The 18,783-nt window shown below is 71.6% G+C and carries 19 protein-coding genes; 15 read left to right on the top strand and 4 right to left on the bottom strand.

Features of this window, described 5'->3' with window-relative positions:
- The first annotated feature begins 42 nt into the window (after nt 1-42).
- From ACYQPG_RS01385 to ACYQPG_RS01315, 15 genes are all read left to right on the top strand, one after another.
- On the top strand, nt 43-1,170 hold the full coding sequence (locus tag ACYQPG_RS01385) for an SDR family NAD(P)-dependent oxidoreductase (protein WP_419830972.1): 1,128 nt from the start codon (nt 43-45) through the stop codon (nt 1,168-1,170).
- A complete protein-coding gene (locus ACYQPG_RS01380) occupies nt 1,167-2,276 on the top strand; it encodes an SDR family NAD(P)-dependent oxidoreductase (protein WP_461230058.1) in 1,110 nt (369 codons plus the stop codon). The genes ACYQPG_RS01385 and ACYQPG_RS01380 overlap by 4 nt, the downstream gene beginning before the upstream one ends.
- Nucleotides 2,273-3,565 (top strand): TIGR04295 family B12-binding domain-containing radical SAM protein, encoded by a 1,293-nt coding sequence (locus ACYQPG_RS01375; protein WP_147908054.1) that lies wholly within the window; start codon nt 2,273-2,275, stop codon nt 3,563-3,565. Before ACYQPG_RS01380 ends, ACYQPG_RS01375 begins: the two co-directional genes overlap by 4 nt.
- Nucleotides 3,550-4,701 (top strand): glycosyltransferase family 4 protein, encoded by a 1,152-nt coding sequence (locus ACYQPG_RS01370; RefSeq protein WP_461230057.1) that lies wholly within the window; start codon nt 3,550-3,552, stop codon nt 4,699-4,701. Before ACYQPG_RS01375 ends, ACYQPG_RS01370 begins: the two co-directional genes overlap by 16 nt.
- Nucleotides 4,698-5,810: a CgeB family protein gene (locus ACYQPG_RS01365; protein ID WP_461230056.1), complete on the top strand. Its 1,113-nt coding sequence runs from the start codon at nt 4,698-4,700 to the stop codon at nt 5,808-5,810. Before ACYQPG_RS01370 ends, ACYQPG_RS01365 begins: the two co-directional genes overlap by 4 nt.
- Nucleotides 5,807-6,901 carry a CgeB family protein gene (locus tag ACYQPG_RS01360; protein WP_147939321.1) on the top strand — a complete coding sequence of 365 codons (1,095 nt, stop codon included), beginning with the start codon at nt 5,807-5,809 and terminating at the stop codon, nt 6,899-6,901. The genes ACYQPG_RS01365 and ACYQPG_RS01360 overlap by 4 nt, the downstream gene beginning before the upstream one ends.
- Complete coding sequence (locus ACYQPG_RS01355; RefSeq protein ID WP_419830968.1) at nt 6,898-8,025, top strand: CgeB family protein; 1,128 nt, start codon at nt 6,898-6,900, stop codon at nt 8,023-8,025. Before ACYQPG_RS01360 ends, ACYQPG_RS01355 begins: the two co-directional genes overlap by 4 nt.
- Nucleotides 8,026-8,059: 34 nt before the next feature.
- Nucleotides 8,060-9,088, top strand: a complete 1,029-nt coding sequence (locus tag ACYQPG_RS01350; RefSeq protein ID WP_419830967.1) for a UDP-glucuronic acid decarboxylase family protein — start codon at nt 8,060-8,062, stop codon at nt 9,086-9,088.
- A 69-nt stretch (nt 9,089-9,157) separates the two neighbouring features.
- Entirely contained in the window at nt 9,158-10,270 is a 1,113-nt protein-coding gene (locus tag ACYQPG_RS01345) for an inositol-3-phosphate synthase (protein WP_147908059.1), read from the top strand.
- Complete coding sequence (locus ACYQPG_RS01340) at nt 10,267-10,851, top strand: histidine phosphatase family protein (protein ID WP_147939317.1); 585 nt, start codon at nt 10,267-10,269, stop codon at nt 10,849-10,851. The genes ACYQPG_RS01345 and ACYQPG_RS01340 overlap by 4 nt, the downstream gene beginning before the upstream one ends.
- Nucleotides 10,852-10,858: 7 nt before the next feature.
- Entirely contained in the window at nt 10,859-11,974 is a 1,116-nt protein-coding gene (locus ACYQPG_RS01335) for a CgeB family protein (RefSeq protein WP_147908060.1), read from the top strand.
- A gap of 2 nt (nt 11,975-11,976) precedes the next feature.
- On the top strand, nt 11,977-12,771 hold the full coding sequence (locus tag ACYQPG_RS01330; protein WP_147939316.1) for a nucleotidyltransferase family protein: 795 nt from the start codon (nt 11,977-11,979) through the stop codon (nt 12,769-12,771).
- 17 nt (nt 12,772-12,788) lie between these two features.
- Nucleotides 12,789-13,592: a TIGR04290 family methyltransferase gene (locus ACYQPG_RS01325; protein WP_147939315.1), complete on the top strand. Its 804-nt coding sequence runs from the start codon at nt 12,789-12,791 to the stop codon at nt 13,590-13,592.
- Nucleotides 13,589-14,488: a glycoside hydrolase 5 family protein gene (locus ACYQPG_RS01320; RefSeq protein WP_461230055.1), complete on the top strand. Its 900-nt coding sequence runs from the start codon at nt 13,589-13,591 to the stop codon at nt 14,486-14,488. The genes ACYQPG_RS01325 and ACYQPG_RS01320 overlap by 4 nt, the downstream gene beginning before the upstream one ends.
- Before the next feature lie 9 nt (nt 14,489-14,497).
- Nucleotides 14,498-16,255 (top strand): hypothetical protein, encoded by a 1,758-nt coding sequence (locus tag ACYQPG_RS01315; protein ID WP_461230054.1) that lies wholly within the window; start codon nt 14,498-14,500, stop codon nt 16,253-16,255.
- A 37-nt stretch (nt 16,256-16,292) separates the two neighbouring features.
- On the opposite strand, the gene ACYQPG_RS01310 is transcribed toward ACYQPG_RS01315, so the two are convergent.
- The 4 genes from ACYQPG_RS01310 to ACYQPG_RS01295 all read right to left on the bottom strand — a co-directional run bounded on the left by ACYQPG_RS01310 (nt 16,293) and on the right by ACYQPG_RS01295 (nt 17,957).
- Nucleotides 16,293-16,511, bottom strand: a complete 219-nt coding sequence (locus tag ACYQPG_RS01310; protein WP_147908064.1) for a hypothetical protein — start codon at nt 16,509-16,511, stop codon at nt 16,293-16,295.
- A complete protein-coding gene (locus tag ACYQPG_RS01305; protein ID WP_147908065.1) occupies nt 16,511-16,696 on the bottom strand; it encodes a hypothetical protein in 186 nt (61 codons plus the stop codon). Before ACYQPG_RS01305 ends, ACYQPG_RS01310 begins: the two co-directional genes overlap by 1 nt.
- Nucleotides 16,697-16,801: 105 nt before the next feature.
- Nucleotides 16,802-16,981 carry a hypothetical protein gene (locus ACYQPG_RS01300; protein ID WP_461230053.1) on the bottom strand — a complete coding sequence of 60 codons (180 nt, stop codon included), beginning with the start codon at nt 16,979-16,981 and terminating at the stop codon, nt 16,802-16,804.
- A gap of 115 nt (nt 16,982-17,096) precedes the next feature.
- Entirely contained in the window at nt 17,097-17,957 is an 861-nt protein-coding gene (locus ACYQPG_RS01295; protein ID WP_461230052.1) for an SDR family oxidoreductase, read from the bottom strand.
- Nucleotides 17,958-18,783 lie beyond the last annotated feature (826 nt).

Here is an 18,783-nt window from a genome sequence, read left to right as displayed (position 1 = left end):
TTGGACCTGTGCCGGACCGCATCCCCGCTTGGGCGTGCGAGCATGGAGGCAGCGCGTTTGAGAGAGACCGTCCTCATCACCGGCGGCGCCGGTTTCATCGGATCCCATCTGGCGCGTGCGCTGCTGACCCGCAACTACAGGGTCCGTGTCCTCGACAGCCTGATCGAGCAGGTTCACGGGACGGAAGCAGAACCGAAACGGTTGCCGCACGAGGTCGAGTTCATCGAGGGCGACGTCCGCGACGCAGCCGCTTTGATACGAGCCCTGGACGGTGTGGGCGCGATCGTACACCTCGCCGCCGAGGTCGGCGTCGGCCAGAGCATGTACGCGGTCGAGCGGTACGTCTCGGTCAACGATTGCGGCACCGCCGCACTGTTCCAGCAGCTCATCGACCGGCCGGTGCGACGCGTGGTCGTCGCCTCCTCGATGAGCATCTACGGCGAGGGTCTCTACCGGGCCGGGGACGGCAGCATCGTCCAGGACGCGGTGCGCGGGCCGAGGCGCCCGGGCGAGCCCTGGGACCCGGTGGATGCTCAAGGGCATCCGCTCGTGCCCGTACCGACCCCCGAGTGGAAGGCCCCGACCCTGGCGTCGGTCTACGCCCTGACCAAGTACGTGCAGGAGCGCCTGACCCTGACGCTCAGCCCGGTCTACGGCATGGAAGGCGTCGCCCTGCGGCTCTGGAACGTCTACGGGCCGGGGCAGGCGCTCTCGAACCCCTACACGGGCGTCCTCGCGATCTTCGCCGCGCGGCTGCACAACGGGCAGCCGCCGATGATCTTCGAGGACGGCGAGCAGCGCCGCGACTTCGTCCATGTCGAGGACGTGGCCGAGGCCTTCGTGCTGGCGCTCGAGCACCCGCGGGCACCCGGGAACGTCTACAATGTCGGGAGCGGCCGGGACCGGTCGGTCCGCGAGGTCGCCGAGATCCTCGCGCGGGCCATGGGCAAGCCGCATCTCGCGCCGGAGATCATCGCCCAGGCCCGGACGGGCGACATCCGGCACTGCATCGCCGACATCGGTCGGATCCAGCGGGACCTGGGCTTCGCCCCGCAGCGCGATTTCGCCGACGGGGTCGCCGAACTGGCGGCCTGGGTCGCCGAGCAGCAGGCCGTCGACCGCGTGACCGAGGCCCGCCGGGAACTCGAAGCCCGGGGGCTCGTCGCGTGACGGCGGCCCGCCCCCGTCCGCCGGGCGACCCGACCGGCTGCAGCGTCCTGATCACCGGCGGCGCCGGCTTCATCGGTGCGAACCTCGCCGACAGCCTGGCCTCGGCCGGACACCGCGTCGTCGTCCTCGACACCCTGGCGCGCCCGGGCGTCGCGGCGAACCTGGCCTGGCTGGTAGAGCGCCATCCCGCCGCTCTGACGGCGGTGACCGGCGACGTTCGCGATGCGGACCTGGTCGCGGATTGCGTGGCCGAGGCGGATGTCGTCTTCCACCTCGCGGCCCAGGTCGCCGTGACCACGAGTCTCGTCGCGCCGCGAGAGGATTTCACGGTCAATCTCGGCGGCACGATCACGGTGCTCGAAGCCGCGCGCGCGCGGCGGGTGCCTTTCGTCTTCGCGTCGACCAACAAGGTCTACGGCAACCTGCCCGATCTGCCGCTGACCGCCGCGAACGACGCCTACGTCCCCGCCGATCCCGAGATCAGCCGCTGGGGCATCGCGGAGCGCCAGCCCCTCGATTTCCACACGCCCTACGGCTGCTCGAAGGGTGGCGCCGACCAGTACGTCCTCGACTACGCCCGCAGCTTCGGCATCCCGACCGCGGTCCTGCGGATGAGCTGCATCTATGGCCCGCGCCAGATGGGCACCGAGGACCAGGGCTGGGTCGCACATTTCCTGATCAGCGCCCTCGCGGGCCGGCCCATCAGCATCTACGGGGACGGGCGGCAGGTCCGCGACATCCTGCACGTCTCGGACGCGGTCACGGCCTACCGGGCGGCCTGGGCGCGGATCGAGAGCATCGCCGGCCAGGCCTTCAACCTCGGCGGCGGTCCGGACAATGCCGTGAGCCTGCGCCAGGTCCTCGCCCATATCGAGACGCTCGTGGGGCGCCCGGTCGATCACCGCTTCTCGGAGTGGCGCGCCGGCGACCAGCGCTACTACGTGTCCGACACGCGCCGCGCCGCCGCGATCCTCGGCCTTCCGGCCCCGATGCCGTGGCGGCAGGGCGTGGCCGATCTCGCCGCCTGGCTCACCCAGGAACGGGACGGCGGCGCGACCCACGGCCTGCGCGATCGGGACAGGCCTCTGATGGGAGCGGCCGGATGAAGGTCGCCCTCGTCAATCCCGCCTGGGATTACCGCAACAGCATCTATTTCGGCTGCCGCGAGCCCCATCTCGCGCTCGAACTCGGCTACAGCGCCGCGCTCCTGACCGCCGCGGGCCACGACGTGCTGATGCTCGATGCGCACCTCTGCCGGCTCACGCACGCGCAGGCCGCCGAGAAGGTCGCGGCGTTCGGCGCCGACATGACCGTGGTGACGACCGCGCCGACCTACCTGTTCTGGCGCTGCGCCCCACCGGAATTGCGGGTGCCGCGCGCCTTCCTGGACGCCCTCGCCGGGCGCGGAGGCCGCACGGTCGCGGTCGGACCGCACGGCTCGGCGACCCCGCGCCCGACCCTGGAGAAGCTCGACGTCGACGCGGTGGTGCGCGGAGAGTGCGAGGAGATCGTCCTGCGTCTCGCACAGGCGCAGGAGCTCCGGAGCGTGCCGTCGATCGCCTACCGCGACGACGACGGCGTGCGGATTACCGGGGGCCCGCACGCGGCCAGGTTCAGCGATGCCCCGGCACTGCGCTGGCCGGCGGAGTGGATCGCGCGCCACACCCACCACCACCACCGCTTCGACCGGGAGCCCGACGGTCCCGGCGCCGAGGTCGAGGCCTCGCGAGGCTGCCCGTATACCTGCAGTTTCTGCGCGAAGATCGACTTTCGCGACGCGTATCGCCGGCGCGATCTCGAACCCGTCCTCGCCGAGATCGACGGGCTGATCGCCCAGGGCGTCACCTACGTCTACTTCATCGACGAGATCTTCCTGCCCCAGAAGCCGCTCCTCGAAGCCCTGGTCGCGCGCGACCTGCGCTTCGGCATCCAGACCCGGATCGACCTGTGGAAGCCGGACATGCTGGATCTGCTCGGGGCGGCCGGATGCGTCTCGATCGAGGCCGGCATCGAGAGCCTGACGGTCGAGGGCCGGGCCGCCCTCGACAAGAAGTGCCGCGCCACCACCGACGAACTCGCAGAGCGGCTGATCCACGCCCGCAGGACCGTGCCGTTCGTGCAGGCGAACCTGATCAAGGTCGCGGGCGACGACCCCGCGATGGTGGCGCAGTGGCGCGATCGCCTGCGCGGGCGGGGCGTCTGGGCGAACGATCCCGTGCCGCTCTACCCCTATCCCAGCTCCCCCGATTACCGGCGCCTCTGGGGCGAGCCGGACGATGCGGCCTGGGAGCGGGCGCACGCCCATTACCTCGGCCTCTTCGACGCGTTCAGCGACATCCAGGACGAGCGGCCGCTGACGCTTCGCGAACTGGAGGCGGCATGCGGACGGACCTGACGCGGCAGCGCTTCCACGTCCTGATGACCGCCGACGCCGTCGGCGGCGTCTGGTCCTACGCGGTCGACCTCGCCGGGGGGCTCGTCGAAGCCGGTGTCGGCGTGACGCTCGCCGTGCTCGGTCCGGACCCGTCCGCGGCGCAGGCCGCACGTGCCGAAGCCGCCGGGTGCCGCCTCGTCAGGACCGGGCTGCCCCTCGACTGGATGGCGACGGATCCCGGCGCGGTGACGGGGGCCGGCGAAGCGCTGGCGCGGACGGCCCGCGCGGTCGGGGCCGATCTCGTCCACCTGCACAGCCCCGCCTTCGCGGCGGCTGCGGACTTCCCGGTGCCCGTCGTCGCGGTCTGCCATTCCTGCGTAGCGACCTGGTGGGCGGCGGCCGGGACCGGGCCGCTCCCCGGGGATCTGGCGTGGCGGGCGGAACTCGTCGCACGCGGGTGCCGCCGCGCCGACGCGCTCCTGGCTCCGAGCCGGGCGTTCGCGGACGCGACGGCCCGCGCCTACGGTCTGTCCCGGCCGCCGAGGGCCGTCCACAACGGTCGGCGGCAGCTGGCCCCTGATCTGGCTTCCGTCGCTTCCCCCGGCACCGATCCGGTGCCCTTCGCCTTCACGGCCGGCCGGTTGTGGGACCGGGCCAAGAACTGCGCCGGTCTCGACCGCGTCGCGGCCAGGACCGCCCTGCCGGTGCGGGCGGCCGGTCCGGTGACGGGCCCCAACGGCGAGCGCGTCCGGCCGGTCCACCTCACGGTTCTGGGCGAACTCGACGAGGCCGGCATCGCGGCGGAACTCTCCGGGCGACCGATCTTCGTCTCGCTGGCCCGCTACGAGCCGTTCGGCCTCGCCGTCCTGGAGGCGGCCCAGGCCGGTTGTGCCCTCGTGCTGTCAGACCTGCCGACCTTCCGGGAAGTGTGGGCGGATGCCGCCCTGTTCGTCGAGGCCGACGACGCGGACGCGGTCGCCGGCCTGCTGGATTGCCTCGCGGCCGACCCGGACCGGCGTGCGCGCCTCGGGCGGGCGGCGCAGGAACGGGCGGGTCGCTACACGGTCGCCGCCGCGACGGCTTCCGTCCTCGACGTGTTCGAGGCGCTCCGCGCCGGCCCCGGGATTCGCGCCGCCCGACAGGGAGCGGCCGCATGAGGATCGCCTACTTCACCCACTCGCTCGCCGCGTGCTGGAACCACGGCAACGCCCATTTCCTGCGCGGCGTCCTCCGCGAGCTGATCCGGCGCGGGCACGAGGTCCAGTCGTTCGAGCCCCGCGGGGCCTGGAGCCTGGCGAACCTCCTGCGCGACCACGGTGAGGCGGGGCTTGCGCCGTTCCGGGCCGCCTACCCGGAGCTGCAGGCCGAGATCTACGACGCGATCGAGCCGGCGGTGGAGCGTGCCGCGCGGGCCGACCTCGTCATCGTGCACGAGTGGAACGCGCCCGCCCTCGTCGCGGCGCTCGGCGCGGCCCGCAAGCGCGGCGCGTTCGACACGCTTCTGTTCCACGACACGCATCACCGGGCGGTCAGCGAGCCGGAGACGATGCGGCGCTTCGATCTGTCGGGCTACGACGGCGTGCTGGCCTTCGGCGAAGCCCTGGCCGCGGTGTATCGCGATTGGGGCTGGGGCGACCGGGTCTTCGTCTGGCACGAGGCCGCCGATATCCGGCTGTTCCATCCGCCGATCGTGGAGGGCCCGCGGCAGGGTCTGGTCTGGATCGGCAACTGGGGCGACGACGAGCGCGGCGCCGAGCTGGAGAGCTTCCTGTTCGGGCCCGCGCAGGCGGTGGGCCTGCCCCTCGACGTCTACGGCGTTCGCTATCCCGAGGCCGCCCTGGCGACGCTCGCCCGCTACGGCGCGCGCTATCACGGCTGGGCCGCCAACGCGGCCGCCCCGGCGCTGTTCGCCCGTCACAGCGCCACCGTGCACGTGCCGCGCCGCTTCTACGTGGAGCGGCTGCCCGGCATTCCGACCATCCGGGTGTTCGAGGCGCTGGCCTGCGGCATCCCCCTGGTCTGTTCGCCCTGGGAGGATGCCGAGCGCCTGTTCCGGCCGGGCATGGATTACCTCGTCGCCCGCAGCGGCGCGGAGATGGAGCGCGCCCTGCGCGCCCTGCGCGACGATGCCGAACTGCGGCGCAACCTCGTCCAGAACGGCCTCGCGGTGATCCGAGCCCGTCATACCTGCGGCCACCGGGCCGAGGAGCTTCTGCGTGTCGTCCAGCGGCTGCGCGCCCCAACCCTGCAGGAGAGGTGCGCATGAGGATCGCTTTCTACGGATCGAGCCTGCTCTCCTCCTACTGGAACGGCGCGGCCACGTATTACCGCGGCCTGCTGCGGGACCTCGCGGCGCGCGGCCACCGCATCACCTTCTACGAGCCGGACGCCTACGACCGGCAGAAGCACCGCGACATCGACCCGCCGCCCTACGCCGACGTGCGCGTGTATCCCGCGACGCCGGAGGCGATGCGCGCCGTCGTGGCGGAGGCGGCCCAGGCGGACGTGGTCGTGAAGGCGAGCGGCGTCGGCGTGTTCGACGACGCGTTGCTGGCCGGCCTCGTCGCGGCCTCCCGTCCCGACGCGATCCGCATCTTCTGGGATGTCGACGCCCCCGCGACCCTCGCCGAGATCGCGCAGGATCCGGGGCACGCCCTGCGCCGCGCGATGCCGGCGCTGGACCTTGTCCTCACCTATGGCGGCGGTCCGCCGGTGATCGCCGCGTACGAGGGCCTCGGCGCGGCGCGCTGCATCCCGATCTACAACGCGCTCGATCCCGACACCCATCACCCGGTTCCGGCCGATCCGCGCTTCGCGGCCGACCTCGCCTTCCTGGGCAACCGCCTGCCGGACCGGGAGGCGCGCGTGGAGACGTTCTTCCTCGGCGCCGCGGCGCGGCTGCCGGATCGGTCCTTCCTGATCGGCGGCAACGGCTGGGACGGCAAGGCCATGCCGGCCAACGTCCGCGCGCTCGGGCACGTCTACACGCGCGAGCACAACGCCTTCAACACGACGCCGCGCGCGGTGCTCAACATCGCCCGCGACAGCATGGCGGCGGTGGGCTTCTCGCCCGCGACCCGCGTGTTCGAGGCGGCGGGCGCCGGCGCCTGCCTGATCACCGACGCCTGGACCGGGCTCGAGCTGTTCCTCCGGGACGGCGCGGAGGTTCTGGTCGCCCGCGACGGCCAGGACGTCGCCGACCACGTGGCCGGGCTGACCCCCGAGCGCGCGCGTTCGATCGGAGCCGCCGCCCGCGCCCGGATCACCCGCGAACACACCTACGCGCATCGGGGCGCGGAGGTCGACGCGATCCTGCGCGCGGTCTGCGCGCGCAAGCGCGAACGGAGCGTCGCGTGACCGGCGCCCCGCTCCGTCTCGTCGTGCTCGGGCTCAGCCTGTCCTCGTCCTGGGGCAACGGCCACGCCACCACCTACCGGGCGCTCCTGAAGGCCTTCGCCCGGCGCGGGCACGCGATCCTGTTCCTGGAGCGCGAGGTGCCCTGGTACGCCGAGCACCGCGATCTGACGGCCCCGGATTATTGCGACCTCGCCTTCTACCGCGATCTCGCGGATCTCGAACGGTTCCGCGACCGGATCGCCGCCGCCGACGCGGTGATCGTGGGCTCCTACGTGCCGGAGGGTGCCGCGGTCGGCCGGCGCGTCCGCGCCTGGACCCGATCGGTCTGCGCCTTCTACGACATCGACACGCCCGTCACCCTGGCGAAGCTCGAGGCCCGTGACCACGGGTATCTCACGCCCGACCTGATCCGCGCCTACGACCTCTACCTGTCCTTCACCGGCGGTCCGACCCTGCGCCGGATCGAGGCGCGCTACGGCTCGCCCGCGGCGCGCCAGCTCTATTGCTCGGTCGATCCCGAAGCATATCCGGCGCTGGCGCGGGACGCGCGCTGGGACCTCTCCTATCTCGGGACCTACAGCCCGGATCGGCAGCCGACCCTGACGCGGCTCCTCGTGGACGCGGCCCGGCAGGCCCCGCACCTGCGCTTCGTGGTGGCGGGCCCGCAATATCCCGACGCCGTGGACTGGCCGCGCAACGTCGAGCGGATCGAACACGTCGCGCCGCGGGATCACCCGGCCTTCTACGCGGCGAGCCGCTACACGCTGAACGTGACCCGGGCCGACATGATCCGAGCCGGCTACAGCCCGAGCGTCCGCCTGTTCGAAGCCGCCGCCTGCGGCACGCCGATCCTCACCGACCGCTGGGACGGCCTGGAGACCGTGCTGGCTCCGGGGCGCGAGATCCTGCCGGTCGAGACCGCCGGGGAGGTCCTGGGCCTGCTCGAAGGGCAGCCCGAGACCGAGCGCCGGAGGCTCGCGGACGCCGCGCGCGCCCGGGTTCTCGCGCGCCACAGCGCCGGGCACCGGGCCGCGGAACTCGAGGCCCACCTGCGCGAAGCCGCCGGCCGCCGCGGGAACATCACAGCGCGACCAGTACTTGGCGAAATGTCGCCGATGGTCTGATCAATAGAGATCGGTCTCAGAAAAGGATAGCGTCATGCCGGGAGAGAGGGGACTCAAAGTTCTTGTGGCAGGAGGAGCCGGTTTTATCGGCTCTCACCTGACCGATGCTCTGCTCGCCGACGGCGCACGCGTGACCTGCCTCGACAACCTTCTGACCGGGCGCCAGGCTAATCTCGATCATCTTCGGCGCGAGCCCCGCTTCGACTTCCTGGAGGCGGACCTCGTCGATCCGCTGCCGCACCTGCCGCGGTTCGACCGGATCTTCAATTTCGCCTGTGCGGCCTCGCCGCCACACTACCAGGCGAACCCGGTCCACACGATGATGACCAGCGTGCTGGGGACCAACCGCCTGCTGGAACGGGCCCGGGCGGACGGAGCCCGCTTCCTCCAGGCCTCGACCAGCGAGGTCTACGGCGATCCCGATGTCCACCCGCAGCGGGAATCCTACTGGGGCAACGTGAACCCGACCGGCCCACGGGCCTGTTACGACGAAGGCAAGCGGGCGGCGGAGACCCTGGTCTTCGACTTCGAGCGCGGCCACGGCACGGACGTGCGGGTGGCCCGCATCTTCAACACCTACGGGCCGCGCATGCGCGCGGATGACGGGCGCGTCGTCTCGAACGTCATCTGCCAGGCCCTCGCGGGCTCGGACATCACGATCTACGGCGACGGCAGCCAGACCCGCTCGTTCTGCTACGTCAGCGACCTGGTCGACGGCCTGATGCGCCTGATGGCGCGGGACACGGTGCCGGGCGGCCCGGTGAACCTCGGAAACCCGAGCGAGCTGACGATCGGCGACCTGGTCGAGCGCGTCGTCGGCCTGACGGGGACCGCCTCACGGGTGGTCGAGCGGCCGCTCCCGATCGACGATCCGCGCCGCCGCAAGCCCGATATCACGCGGGCGCGGGACCTGCTCGGCTGGTCCCCCACCGTGGCCCTCCAGGACGGACTCACGGCCACGATCGCCTGGTTCGCGCAGGAAGTCGCGCCCCAGGAGGTCGCGCCGCCGGAGGTCGCGACACCGGCGCAGCCGCCGCGGGACCGCATCCTTGCCGCGGAGTGACGGCGCCCCCGCGGGAGAACATCGATCGCCGTCCGCAACCCGAATGCCAGTGCGCCCGTGGAGGTCGTGATGGGTGGACCGAAAGTACGCGTCGGCCTCGTCGGCGTCGGCAACTGCGCCTCATCGTTCGTGCAGGGCCTGCACTACTACCGTGCCGCGAGCCCCGAAGAGACCGTGCCGGGGCTGATGAACGTCGCGCTCGGCGGCTATCACGTCGCCGATATCGAGGTGGTCTGCGCCTTCGACATCAACGCCGGAAAAGTCGGGCGCGACCTCGCGGATGCGATCCTCGCGCCGCCGAACAACACGCAGCGTTTCGCCGACGTGCCGGCGAGCGGGGTCGTGGTGCGGCGCGGGCCGACGCTTGACGGGCTCGGGACCTACCTGCGGGCCGACGTGCCGGAATCGGACGAGACGCCCATCGACGTCGCGGCGGAACTCGAGCGGACCCGCACCGACGTCCTCGTCTGCTACCTGCCGGTCGGCTCCGAGCGCGCCGCCGAATACTACGCCGACTGCGCCCTGCGGGCGGGCTGCGCACTGGTCAATTGCATCCCGGTCTTCATCGCCTCGAACCCGGCATGGCGGGCGCGGTTCGAGGCGCGCGGGCTGCCGCTGATCGGCGACGACATCAAGAGCCAGGTCGGCGCCACGATCGTGCACCGGATGCTCGCCAACCTCCTGCGCGAGCGCGGCGTCCGCCTCGATCGGACCTACCAGCTCAACTTCGGCGGCAACGCCGATTTCAAGAACATGCTGGAGCGGGAGCGGCTGGAATCGAAGAAGCTCTCGAAGACCCGCGCCGTCACCAGCCAGCTCGACGTGCCCCTCGCCCCTCACGACATCCATGTCGGTCCGAGCGACCACGTGCCGTGGCTCACCGATCGCAAATGGGCGCATATCCGGCTCGAGGGCACGGCCTTCGGCGGAACGCCGCTCAACATCGAGCTGAAGCTCGAAGTCTGGGATTCGCCGAACTCGGCCGGCATCGTGATCGATGCCGTGCGCTGCGCCAAGCTCGCCCGGGACCGTGGCACCGGAGGCGCCCTGATCGGCCCGTCGAGCTACTTCATGAAGGCGCCGCCGCGCCAGTTCACCGATCACGAGGCGCGGGAGCGGGCGCTCCGATTCATCGCCGGCCTGCCCGATCCGGAGCCGTCCGGGTCGCCGGAGCCGACGTGACCCGGGTCTACCTCGTGCGCCACGCCTCGCACGACCGCGTGCACGGGGTCCTGTGCGGACGGATGCCCGGTGTTGCGCTCGGTGCACGCGGCCACGCCGAGGCGGCGGCGCTGGCCGGCCGGCTCGCGGGCTCCGGCGCCACCGAAATCCTGTCCAGCCCGCAGCGGCGCGCCCTGGAGACCGCCGAGCCCATCGCGGCTCGCCTGGGCCGGCCGATCGCCGTCGCGCCGGAACTCAACGAGATCGCGTTCGGCGACTGGACCGGCCGCAGCTTCGCGGACCTCGCGGACGACCCGCTCTGGCGGTGCTGGAACGAGGCGCGTGCGACGGCCCGTACGCCGGGCGGGGAGAGCATGGCGGAGGCGCAGGGCCGCATCCTCGGGCTCCTCGAGCGGCTCAGCGGGACCTGCGTGTTGGTGAGCCACTGCGACGTGATCCGGGCGGCCCTCGTGACGGTCCTCGGGCTGTCCCTCGACGCCTACGACCGGATCGCGGTCGATCCCGGCTCGCTGAGCCTCGTGGAACTCTGGCCGGGGGGCGGGCGCCTCCTCGGCCTGAACGAGCAACCGGCCATCGCATGAGGCCACGATGAAGCTGATCGTCTTCGGACTCACCGTCAGCTCCGCCTGGGGCAACGGTCATGCGACCCTGTGGCGGGGCCTCTGCCGCGCCATGGCGGAACGCGGGCATCACGTCGTCTTCTTCGAGCGCGACGTGCCGTATTACCGCGCGCATCGCGACCTCGCCGCGCTGCCAGGCGGCCAGCTCGTCCTGTTCGAGGCCTGGAGTGCGGTCGAGGCCCGCGCGGCGCGCGAGCTGGCCGACGCGGATGTCGCCATGGTGACGTCCTATTGCCCGGACGCGGGTGCGGCCACCGATCTCGTGCTCAACGCCTCTCGGGCGAAGCGGGTCTTCTACGACCTCGACACGCCCGTGACGCTGGCGCGCCTGCGGCGCGGCGAGGCGGTCTCGTATATCGGGCCCGACGGTCTGGCCGGCTTCGACCTCGTGCTGAGCTACACCGGCGGCCGCGCCTTGACCGCCCTGCGGGACGAGCTCGGGGCAGGCCGGGTGGCGCCGCTCTACGGGCATGTCGACCCCGCCGTGCACCGCCCCGCGGCCGCCATCGTGCGCTACCGTTCGGACCTCTCCTATCTCGGGACCTACGCGGCCGACCGGCAGGCCGGCGTCGCGGACCTCCTCGTCGAGCCGGCCCGGCGCCGTCCGGAGCGCCGCTTCCTGATCGGCGGGGCGCAATACCCCGCGGACTTCCCCTGGGGGCCGAACATCCACTTCGTGCATCACGTCGTCCCCGAGGAGCACGCCGCCTTCTTCTCCTCCTCGCGGCTCACGCTCAACGTGACGCGGGCCGCCATGGCCGAGACGGGGTGGTGCCCGTCCGGCCGGGTGTTCGAGGCCGCGGCCTGCGGCGCCGCCGTGCTGAGCGACGACTGGGCCGGGCTCGATGCCTTCTACCGGCCCGGCGCGGAGATCCTGATCGCGCGCGACGCGGACGACGTCTGCGCCGCCATGGACCTCACCGATACCGAACTCCGGCGGGTCGCGGAGGCGGGCCGCGACCGGACCCTGACCGATCACACCGCGGCCCGGCGGGTCGATGCCCTCGAGCGGATCCTCGCGGACCTGCCCGGATGCGCATCCGCCGTCGATGCGCGCCAGCCCGAACTCAGCGCGGAGCCTTGAGCATGTGGGGAATCGTGCCGGCGGCGGGCCTGGGCAGCCGCATCCAGCCCCTTGCCTTCTCGAAGGAGCTGCTGCCGGTCGGAAGCCGCCTGCGCGAGGGCGCGGCACGCCCCTGCGCCGTGAGCGAATACCTGGTGGAGCGGATGCTGCGCGCGGGGGTCACGCGGATCTGCTTCGTGATCGCACCGGGCAAGTCCGACATCGTCGAGTATTACGGCGCCGGCTACGGCAGCGTTCCGATCGCCTACGTGGTTCAGCCGCGGGCGAGCGGGCTGTGCGACGCGGTGTTCCGCGCCCTTCCGCTGATCGGCCCCGACGAGCCGGTGATCGTGGGGCTTCCCGACACGATCTGGTTTCCGGAAGACGCCCTGACGACGCTTCCGGACGCGATCCTCTCGTTCCTGCTCTTCCCCGTGGATCGGCCTGAACGCTTCGACGCGGTCGTCCTGGATGCGCAGGACCGGATCACGGAGATCCAGGTGAAGCGCAGCGATGCCACCTCCCGCTGGATCTGGGGGGCCTTCAAGATGCCGGGGCGAACCCTCGGCGCGCTGCACGCGCTCTGGCAGTCGCGGGGCTGCGCCGACGACTATGTCGGCACCCTGGTCAACGCCTACCTGGCCGGGGGCGGGCAGGCGCGGGGGATCCGGGCCGGACGATCCTACGTCGATGTCGGTACCCTCGACGGGTATCGCGCCGCCATCGCGCTCCTCGGCGAGGCCGAGCGGACCGGAGGGCCCGGACGCCTCTCCCTCGGCGAGCCCGCCGCGAAAGCCTGCGCGCTGTCCATCCCCTGACGCCTGGAGGAAGCCTGATGATGAGCCTGGCCGAGGAGAACGCCACCCTGCGCCGCGAGATCGACGCGCTGGGGGACTGGTTCCACAACATCGAGCTCGACGGCGTGCCGACCGCGCCGAACCATTTCCTGGGGGATTACCCGCGGGTGAAATGGCGGCGCTTCGCCGACGCGATCCCGGCCGATCTCACCGGCAAGAGCGTGCTGGACATCGGCTGCAACGGCGGCTTCTACGCCATCGAGATGAAGCGTCGCGGCGCCGCGCGGGTGCTCGGTCTGGATTCCGACGCGCGCTACCTGGAACAGGCCCGCTTCGCCGCCGCGCGGACCGGCCAGGACATCGAGTTCCGCAACCTCTCGGTCTACGATGTCGGGGCGCTCGGCGAACGCTTCGACGTCGTGCTGTTCATGGGCGTGCTCTACCACCTGCGCCACCCGCTCCTGGCCCTGGACCTGATCCGCACGCACGCGGCCCGCGACCTGCTCGTGTTCCAGTCCATGCAGCGCGGGGCGCCGGACATCGCTCCGGTCGCCGAGAATTACGATTTCTGGGATGTCGGCCATTTCGCCGAGCCCGGCTACCCGAAGCTGCACTTCATCGAGCATCGCTACGCGAACGACTGGACCAACTGGTGGGTCCCCAACCGGGCCTGCACCGAGGCGATGCTGCGCGCGAGCGGCTTCGCGATCGCCGCCCACCCGGAGGAGGAGGTCTACGTCTGCCGCTGCGCGCCCCTTCCGCCGGGCGCCGGTGCCGTCCACCCGGCGCCGGCACCCGGCCCGCGGCCCGATTCCCCGACAGCCGAGGATTCCCACCTGTGATCGAAGCGGTGATGCTCTGGAACGAGCCGAACAACAAATCGCACTGGGACCCCGAGATCGATCCCGACTGGTTGCGCTTCGGCGCCATGGCGAAGGCGGCCGGCGAGGCGATCCACGCCGTCAATCCGAGCGTGCCGCGGGTCCTCGGCGGCATCTCGCCGATCGACCCGCTCTTCATCCGCCGCATGGAGAGCCAGGGCGTCCTCGATGCGGTGGACGCGGTCGCGGTGCACGGCTTCCCGCTCGACTGGAACCTCTGGCAGATCCACGAATGGCCGCAGAAGATCGCGGAGATCCGCGCCGTCACGCCGCTGCCGATCTGGGTCTCGGAAGTCGGCGTCTCGACCTTCGGAGCCGAGGAGGTGCAGGCCTGGGGGCTCGCCCGCACCGCCGAACTGCTGATCGGGCGCGCGCCGCGCATCCACTGGTACAGCCTCTACGATCTGCCCCGCGAGTGGGAGGCGACCACCCGCCACCGGGAGGCGGAGGGCTCGTCCTACTACCGGCACTTCCACATGGGCCTGCTGCGCCAGGACGGCACGCCGAAGCTCGCGCTCGCGGCTTTCGCCAAGCACACCCCGGCCCTCGGGCTCTGCCAGTGGTTCCACTTCGAGGATCACCGCCTGGACGATGCGGTGGCCTGGATGAAGCGCCTCGGCGTGACCTATCTGCGCACGGGCCTGTCCTGGGCCGACAGCTTCCGGCCGAACGCCCTCGACTGGTTCGACCGGCAGATGGACGCGCTGCGCGATTTCGACGTCACCGTGACCTTCTGCTTCACCCCGGAGCATCGCGGCATCGCACCCCATCACACCAGCGCGCCGCAGGAGCCCGCGGAGTTCGCCGCGTTCTGCGCCGACATGGTGCGCCGCTACGCACCGGCGGGCGCCGGATGAGCGGCAGCCGTGCTGGTCTACGGTAAGGCGAGCCGGACCGGCGATCCCCGCGACCGGCTCGCCACGCTGGCGATCCTGCTGCGCGCCGTGGCGGAGGAGCCGCCCGGCATCCGCCGGCACGGCGCCCGGGTCGCCGCCCTGATCGAGGCCGGGGAACTCGCGCAGGGGATCGCCGACGCGGCGTTCCACGATCACGGCCGGGACCTGGCCTGCCCCGCCCGGGACGCCACGACCGCGCTGCTGTTGGACCTTGCCCGATCGGTCTGGGACTCGTGGCGGACGGGGTTCGGAACGCCGCCCGGCACCCCGGACCTGTCCGCCCTGGCCGCGACGCGGCTGCCCGCGCGCATCACCACGCGCTGGGCCGAAGGCTTCGCCTTCTACGCGCTCTATCCGGAGAGCTACGCGATGGCCGCGGCGCGGGCCGCCCTGGCCGCGACCACCCGCGTCGTCGGCATCCGCAGCATCGGGGTCCCCCTCGGCGCCATGGTGGCGGCCGGCCTCGGATCGTCCGACCTGCGGACGGTGCGCCCCGTCGGCCACCCGTTCCGGCGTGCGTTGGCCCTGGACGGTGCCTTCGCGGCAGCCTTGACCGCGGGCGACCCGGCGGGATTCGCGATCGTCGACGAGGGACCGGGCCTGTCCGGAAGTTCGTTCGGCGCGGTCATGGACACCCTCGCGCATCTCGGGATCGCCGAGGATCGGCTTACCCTGTTCCCGAGCCACACGGGGACGCCGGGACCGCAAGCGACCGAACGGGACCAGGCACGCTGGCGGCGCGCGACGCGCCACACCGTTCCGTTCGGGGATGTGGTGCTGGCCAATGGCGGGCTCGCGTCCTGGGTGGCCGATCTGGTCGGCCCCGTGCAGGCGCCCCCGATCGAGATCTCGGGCGGGCGCTGGCGCGCGTTCCAGGGCCGCGGCGCGGATGCGTGGCCGCCCGTCAATGCGCAACAGGAGAAGCGGAAATTCCTGCTCCGGGCGGGCGGCACGCTCTGGCACCTCAAGTTCGCCGGTCTCGGCCCCGCCGGCCGCGCGAAGCTCGACCGCGCCCGCGCCCTGCATGCGGCCGGGTTCACGCCGCCGGTCGCAGGGTATCGCCACGGCTTCCTCGTCGAGCGCTGGGACGCGGATGGCCGGCCCCTCGATCTCGGCCCCGTGGCGGCAGGCGCGCTCATCGACTGGGTCGGTCGCTACCTCGGCTTCCGGGCCCGACATTTCCCGAGCGGGCCGGAACGCGGCGCACGCCTGAGCGAACTCGTCGCGATGGCGCGACACAACGTCGGCGAGGCCCTCGGGCCGGACTGGGCCGAACGGCTCGACGCCTGGGTCGGACCCCGCATGGCCGGATCCCGCATGGCCTTGCTCGCCGACCGCGCGCGTCCGGTCGAGATCGATGGCCGGATGCAACCCTGGGAATTCCTGGTCCGACCCGATGGCGGCCTGCTGAAATGCGACGCCCTCGACCACCATGCCGCCCACGATCTCGTGGGGTGCCAGGACATCGCCTGGGACATCGTCGGAGCGGCCGTCGAACTCCCGCTTCCGGAGGACGCGCAAGGGCACCTCGCCACGATCGTGGAACGCGTGGGCGGGTACCCGGTCGACCCCGAACTCCTTGCCGTCCTGACGCCCTGTTACCTCGCCTTCCAACTCGGCGCTGCGGACATGGCGGGGGAGGGCGCGCACGATCCGCTCGAAGCCGGTCGTCATCGACGATCGTGCGCGCGCTACACGCAGCAGCTGCGGCACGTGCTCGGGGGCTGACGCGGGTGGCCGACAAAAGGGCCACCCGCGATCCCGCTCAGTGCGAGCGGCTCGCGGCCTTGCCGGCGGCGGTGTGGGTATGATGGCTGTCACGCTCCCCGCCGCCCCCGGAGACGTGCGACCGGGAATCGCTGGTCGGGCTGCCCGGGGCGGGGCCGCGATGCGCCTCCGGCTGCGGCTTCGAGGCATCCTGATGGCTGCTGCCGGGGCCGCCGTGGTGGCGGTCGGCCGCGGGCGTCTTTTGCGAGCTGCTCATTAGCGGTCCTGCTGATAGCCCTGGTTCGTGGTGTTGATCTTCGAATTGCCGGACTGACCCACCGAATCGGGATTCTTGGTCTGGCCGGATCCCTTCGGACCGGTGGCCACCGGCGTCTCGGGTGCGCTTCCGGGCCCCTTGTCGGACTGGTTGGCCGGTGGAACGGGCGGTGGCTTCGCCGTCATGCTGGGCTCCTCTCGTCACGAGACCGATACATCGATGGCAATCGCTGTCACGGCGCGCCTGTTCCCGTGATCGGCGATGGCGCATGGAAGATCTGTCGTCTTACGCTAAAGCTTGCGGATGTTCTGCGAGATACGCTTCGCCTCCGCTTCGTCGACTTGAACCGGACGGCCGCTGTCGTCGGGAATACCTTCGCCGGTCTGGGCGATCGTGCTCTTGCGCGGTCGCGCGTTGGGCCCCGTGGAATCCGGTTTCCCGGACACCGGCTCACGGGTTTCGCGGGTCATGCCAGCCTCCTGGAATGCGTATCCGGCGCGAGCGCGGACGCTCGACAGGGATGCCCGCGCGCCTCGGGCATCTCCGTCGCGCGCAGGCTCCGCCTGCGGTCGGCAGCCATCGGGATCAGAGGATCGGCTTGCCGCCCGTCACGGCGATGGTCGCGCCCGAGACGTAACTCGATTCCGCGCTCGCCAGCAGGACGTAGACGGGGGCGAGCTCGCACGGCTGGCCGGGGCGCTGCATCGGCACCTGCGAGCCGAAGGTCCGCACCTTCTCGGGCGGCATCGTGGAGGGGATCAGAGGCGTCCAGACGGGCCCGGGCGCGACGCAGTTCACCCGGATCTCCCGCTCGGCCAACATCTGCGCGAGGCCGCCGGTGAAGTTCTGGATGGCGCCCTTGGTGGTCGCGTAGGCGAGCAATTGCGGGCTCGGCGTATCGGCGTTGACCGAGGTTGTGTTGATGATCGCGGCGCCCGCCTTCATGTGCGGCAGCGCCGCCTTCACCAGGTAGAACATCGCGTGGATGTTCGTGGCGAAGGTGATCTCCCATTCCGTATCGGAGATGTCTTCCGGCGACGCGAAGGTCTTCTGGTGCGCCGCGTTGTTGACGAGCACGTCCACCTGCCCGAACTCGGCCACCGCCCGATCGATGATCGCGCGACAATGCGCGGCGTCCTTGATGTCGCCCGGCACCGCCACGGCCTTGCGACCGGCCTCCTCGACGAGGCGGCAGGTCTCCTGCGCGTCATCGTGCTCGTCGAAGTAGCTGACCAGCACATCGGCGCCCTCGCGGGCGAAGGCGAGGGCCACCGCGCGGCCGATGCCGCTGTCGGCGCCGGTGATCACGGTCTTGCGCCCGGTGAGACGTCCCGACCCCCGGTAATGCGCCTCGCCATAATCGGGCCTGGGATCCATGTCGGCGTCGCGGGCCGGGGGCGTCAGCGGGCGCTGCCGCTCGAAGGGGGGTTTTGGGAAATTCGTCATCCGCGGATCTCCATTCTCTGACGCGGGTGGGTCGGGGCGCGGACGCATCCGGTGTCGCGAAGACGGCGCAGCCATCCGGGCACGGCGGCCGGATGCGAGGCGGTCCCGTTGTCGAGCCGTGCGGCGGCCCGAGGTGGACTTAGGTTTTCCAGGTCGCCGTCGCGCACAACGTCGCCGTCGCGCACAACGTCGCCGTCCTCTCGGTCGTCCGGCACGAAGCGTGATCCGCGCGCCGGATCGGCCCGCCGCCGACCGTTGGCCGCCCGAGCGACGCGGACGAGCCGTCCCGCTCTCCGCACGCGGAGCACAGTCTTCGTCTCGTCCCGGACGAGCCCGCGCAGCAGCGGCGCGCTGGAAAGGAAACAGAGCGCCCGTCTCGTCCGACATGACAGGCCCAGCGGACGTTCTTGGTAAGACGGTTCAGCTGCATAACGCGACGATGATGCCGGTTCTTGAGGCGATAACCTTCGAGGGAAATATTTGTTTCGATGATTTTCTATTGACGCATGTTAAGTGTTCGAACGATCGGCGCTGCTTCATAGGCGCCTCCTCACCCGCGCGTCGTGCCTTGGCCGTGACCCGGCAAACCGGTTCGCGCCGCCCGCAGGCCATGCCGCGGGGCGGATCGAACCCGTGAGGCCGGCTCGCACATCGGGTTCTCGCGCACGGCTTCCGGCGGCCACGCGACGCGTCGCCCGTCTTCGGCGCCCACTCTCCCCGGCCGGTCGCGCCCCGGCAGATCGGGGCGCCCGCTCCGCACCTGAACCCGGTGGCTCCTTGACTTATGCGCAATCTGCGTCTTAGTTATGCTCAAGTTGAGCATAGT

The sequence above is a fragment of the Methylobacterium sp. CM6246 genome (assembly GCF_054818005.1).
Note: the sequence above shows the minus strand (reverse complement) of the source record. Positions and strands in the feature narration are given on the sequence as shown.

What these genes read in the sequence shown, in the direction of transcription:
- ACYQPG_RS01385 (WP_419830972.1), top strand. Translation starts at nt 43, where the DNA reads ATGGAGGCAGCGCGTTTGAGAGAGACCGTCCTCATCACCGGCGGCGCC.
- ACYQPG_RS01375 (WP_147908054.1), top strand. Translation starts at nt 2,273, where the DNA reads ATGAAGGTCGCCCTCGTCAATCCCGCCTGGGATTACCGCAACAGCATC.
- ACYQPG_RS01370 (WP_461230057.1), top strand. Translation starts at nt 3,550, where the DNA reads ATGCGGACGGACCTGACGCGGCAGCGCTTCCACGTCCTGATGACCGCC.
- ACYQPG_RS01365 (WP_461230056.1), top strand. Translation starts at nt 4,698, where the DNA reads ATGAGGATCGCCTACTTCACCCACTCGCTCGCCGCGTGCTGGAACCAC.
- ACYQPG_RS01360 (WP_147939321.1), top strand. Translation starts at nt 5,807, where the DNA reads ATGAGGATCGCTTTCTACGGATCGAGCCTGCTCTCCTCCTACTGGAAC.
- ACYQPG_RS01350 (WP_419830967.1), top strand. Translation starts at nt 8,060, where the DNA reads ATGCCGGGAGAGAGGGGACTCAAAGTTCTTGTGGCAGGAGGAGCCGGT.
- ACYQPG_RS01345 (WP_147908059.1), top strand. Translation starts at nt 9,158, where the DNA reads ATGGGTGGACCGAAAGTACGCGTCGGCCTCGTCGGCGTCGGCAACTGC.
- ACYQPG_RS01335 (WP_147908060.1), top strand. Translation starts at nt 10,859, where the DNA reads ATGAAGCTGATCGTCTTCGGACTCACCGTCAGCTCCGCCTGGGGCAAC.
- ACYQPG_RS01330 (WP_147939316.1), top strand. Translation starts at nt 11,977, where the DNA reads ATGTGGGGAATCGTGCCGGCGGCGGGCCTGGGCAGCCGCATCCAGCCC.
- ACYQPG_RS01325 (WP_147939315.1), top strand. Translation starts at nt 12,789, where the DNA reads ATGATGAGCCTGGCCGAGGAGAACGCCACCCTGCGCCGCGAGATCGAC.
- ACYQPG_RS01310 (WP_147908064.1), bottom strand. Translation starts at nt 16,511, where the DNA reads ATGAGCAGCTCGCAAAAGACGCCCGCGGCCGACCGCCACCACGGCGGC.
- ACYQPG_RS01305 (WP_147908065.1), bottom strand. Translation starts at nt 16,696, where the DNA reads ATGACGGCGAAGCCACCGCCCGTTCCACCGGCCAACCAGTCCGACAAG.
- ACYQPG_RS01300 (WP_461230053.1), bottom strand. Translation starts at nt 16,981, where the DNA reads ATGACCCGCGAAACCCGTGAGCCGGTGTCCGGGAAACCGGATTCCACG.
- ACYQPG_RS01295 (WP_461230052.1), bottom strand. Translation starts at nt 17,957, where the DNA reads ATGACGAATTTCCCAAAACCCCCCTTCGAGCGGCAGCGCCCGCTGACG.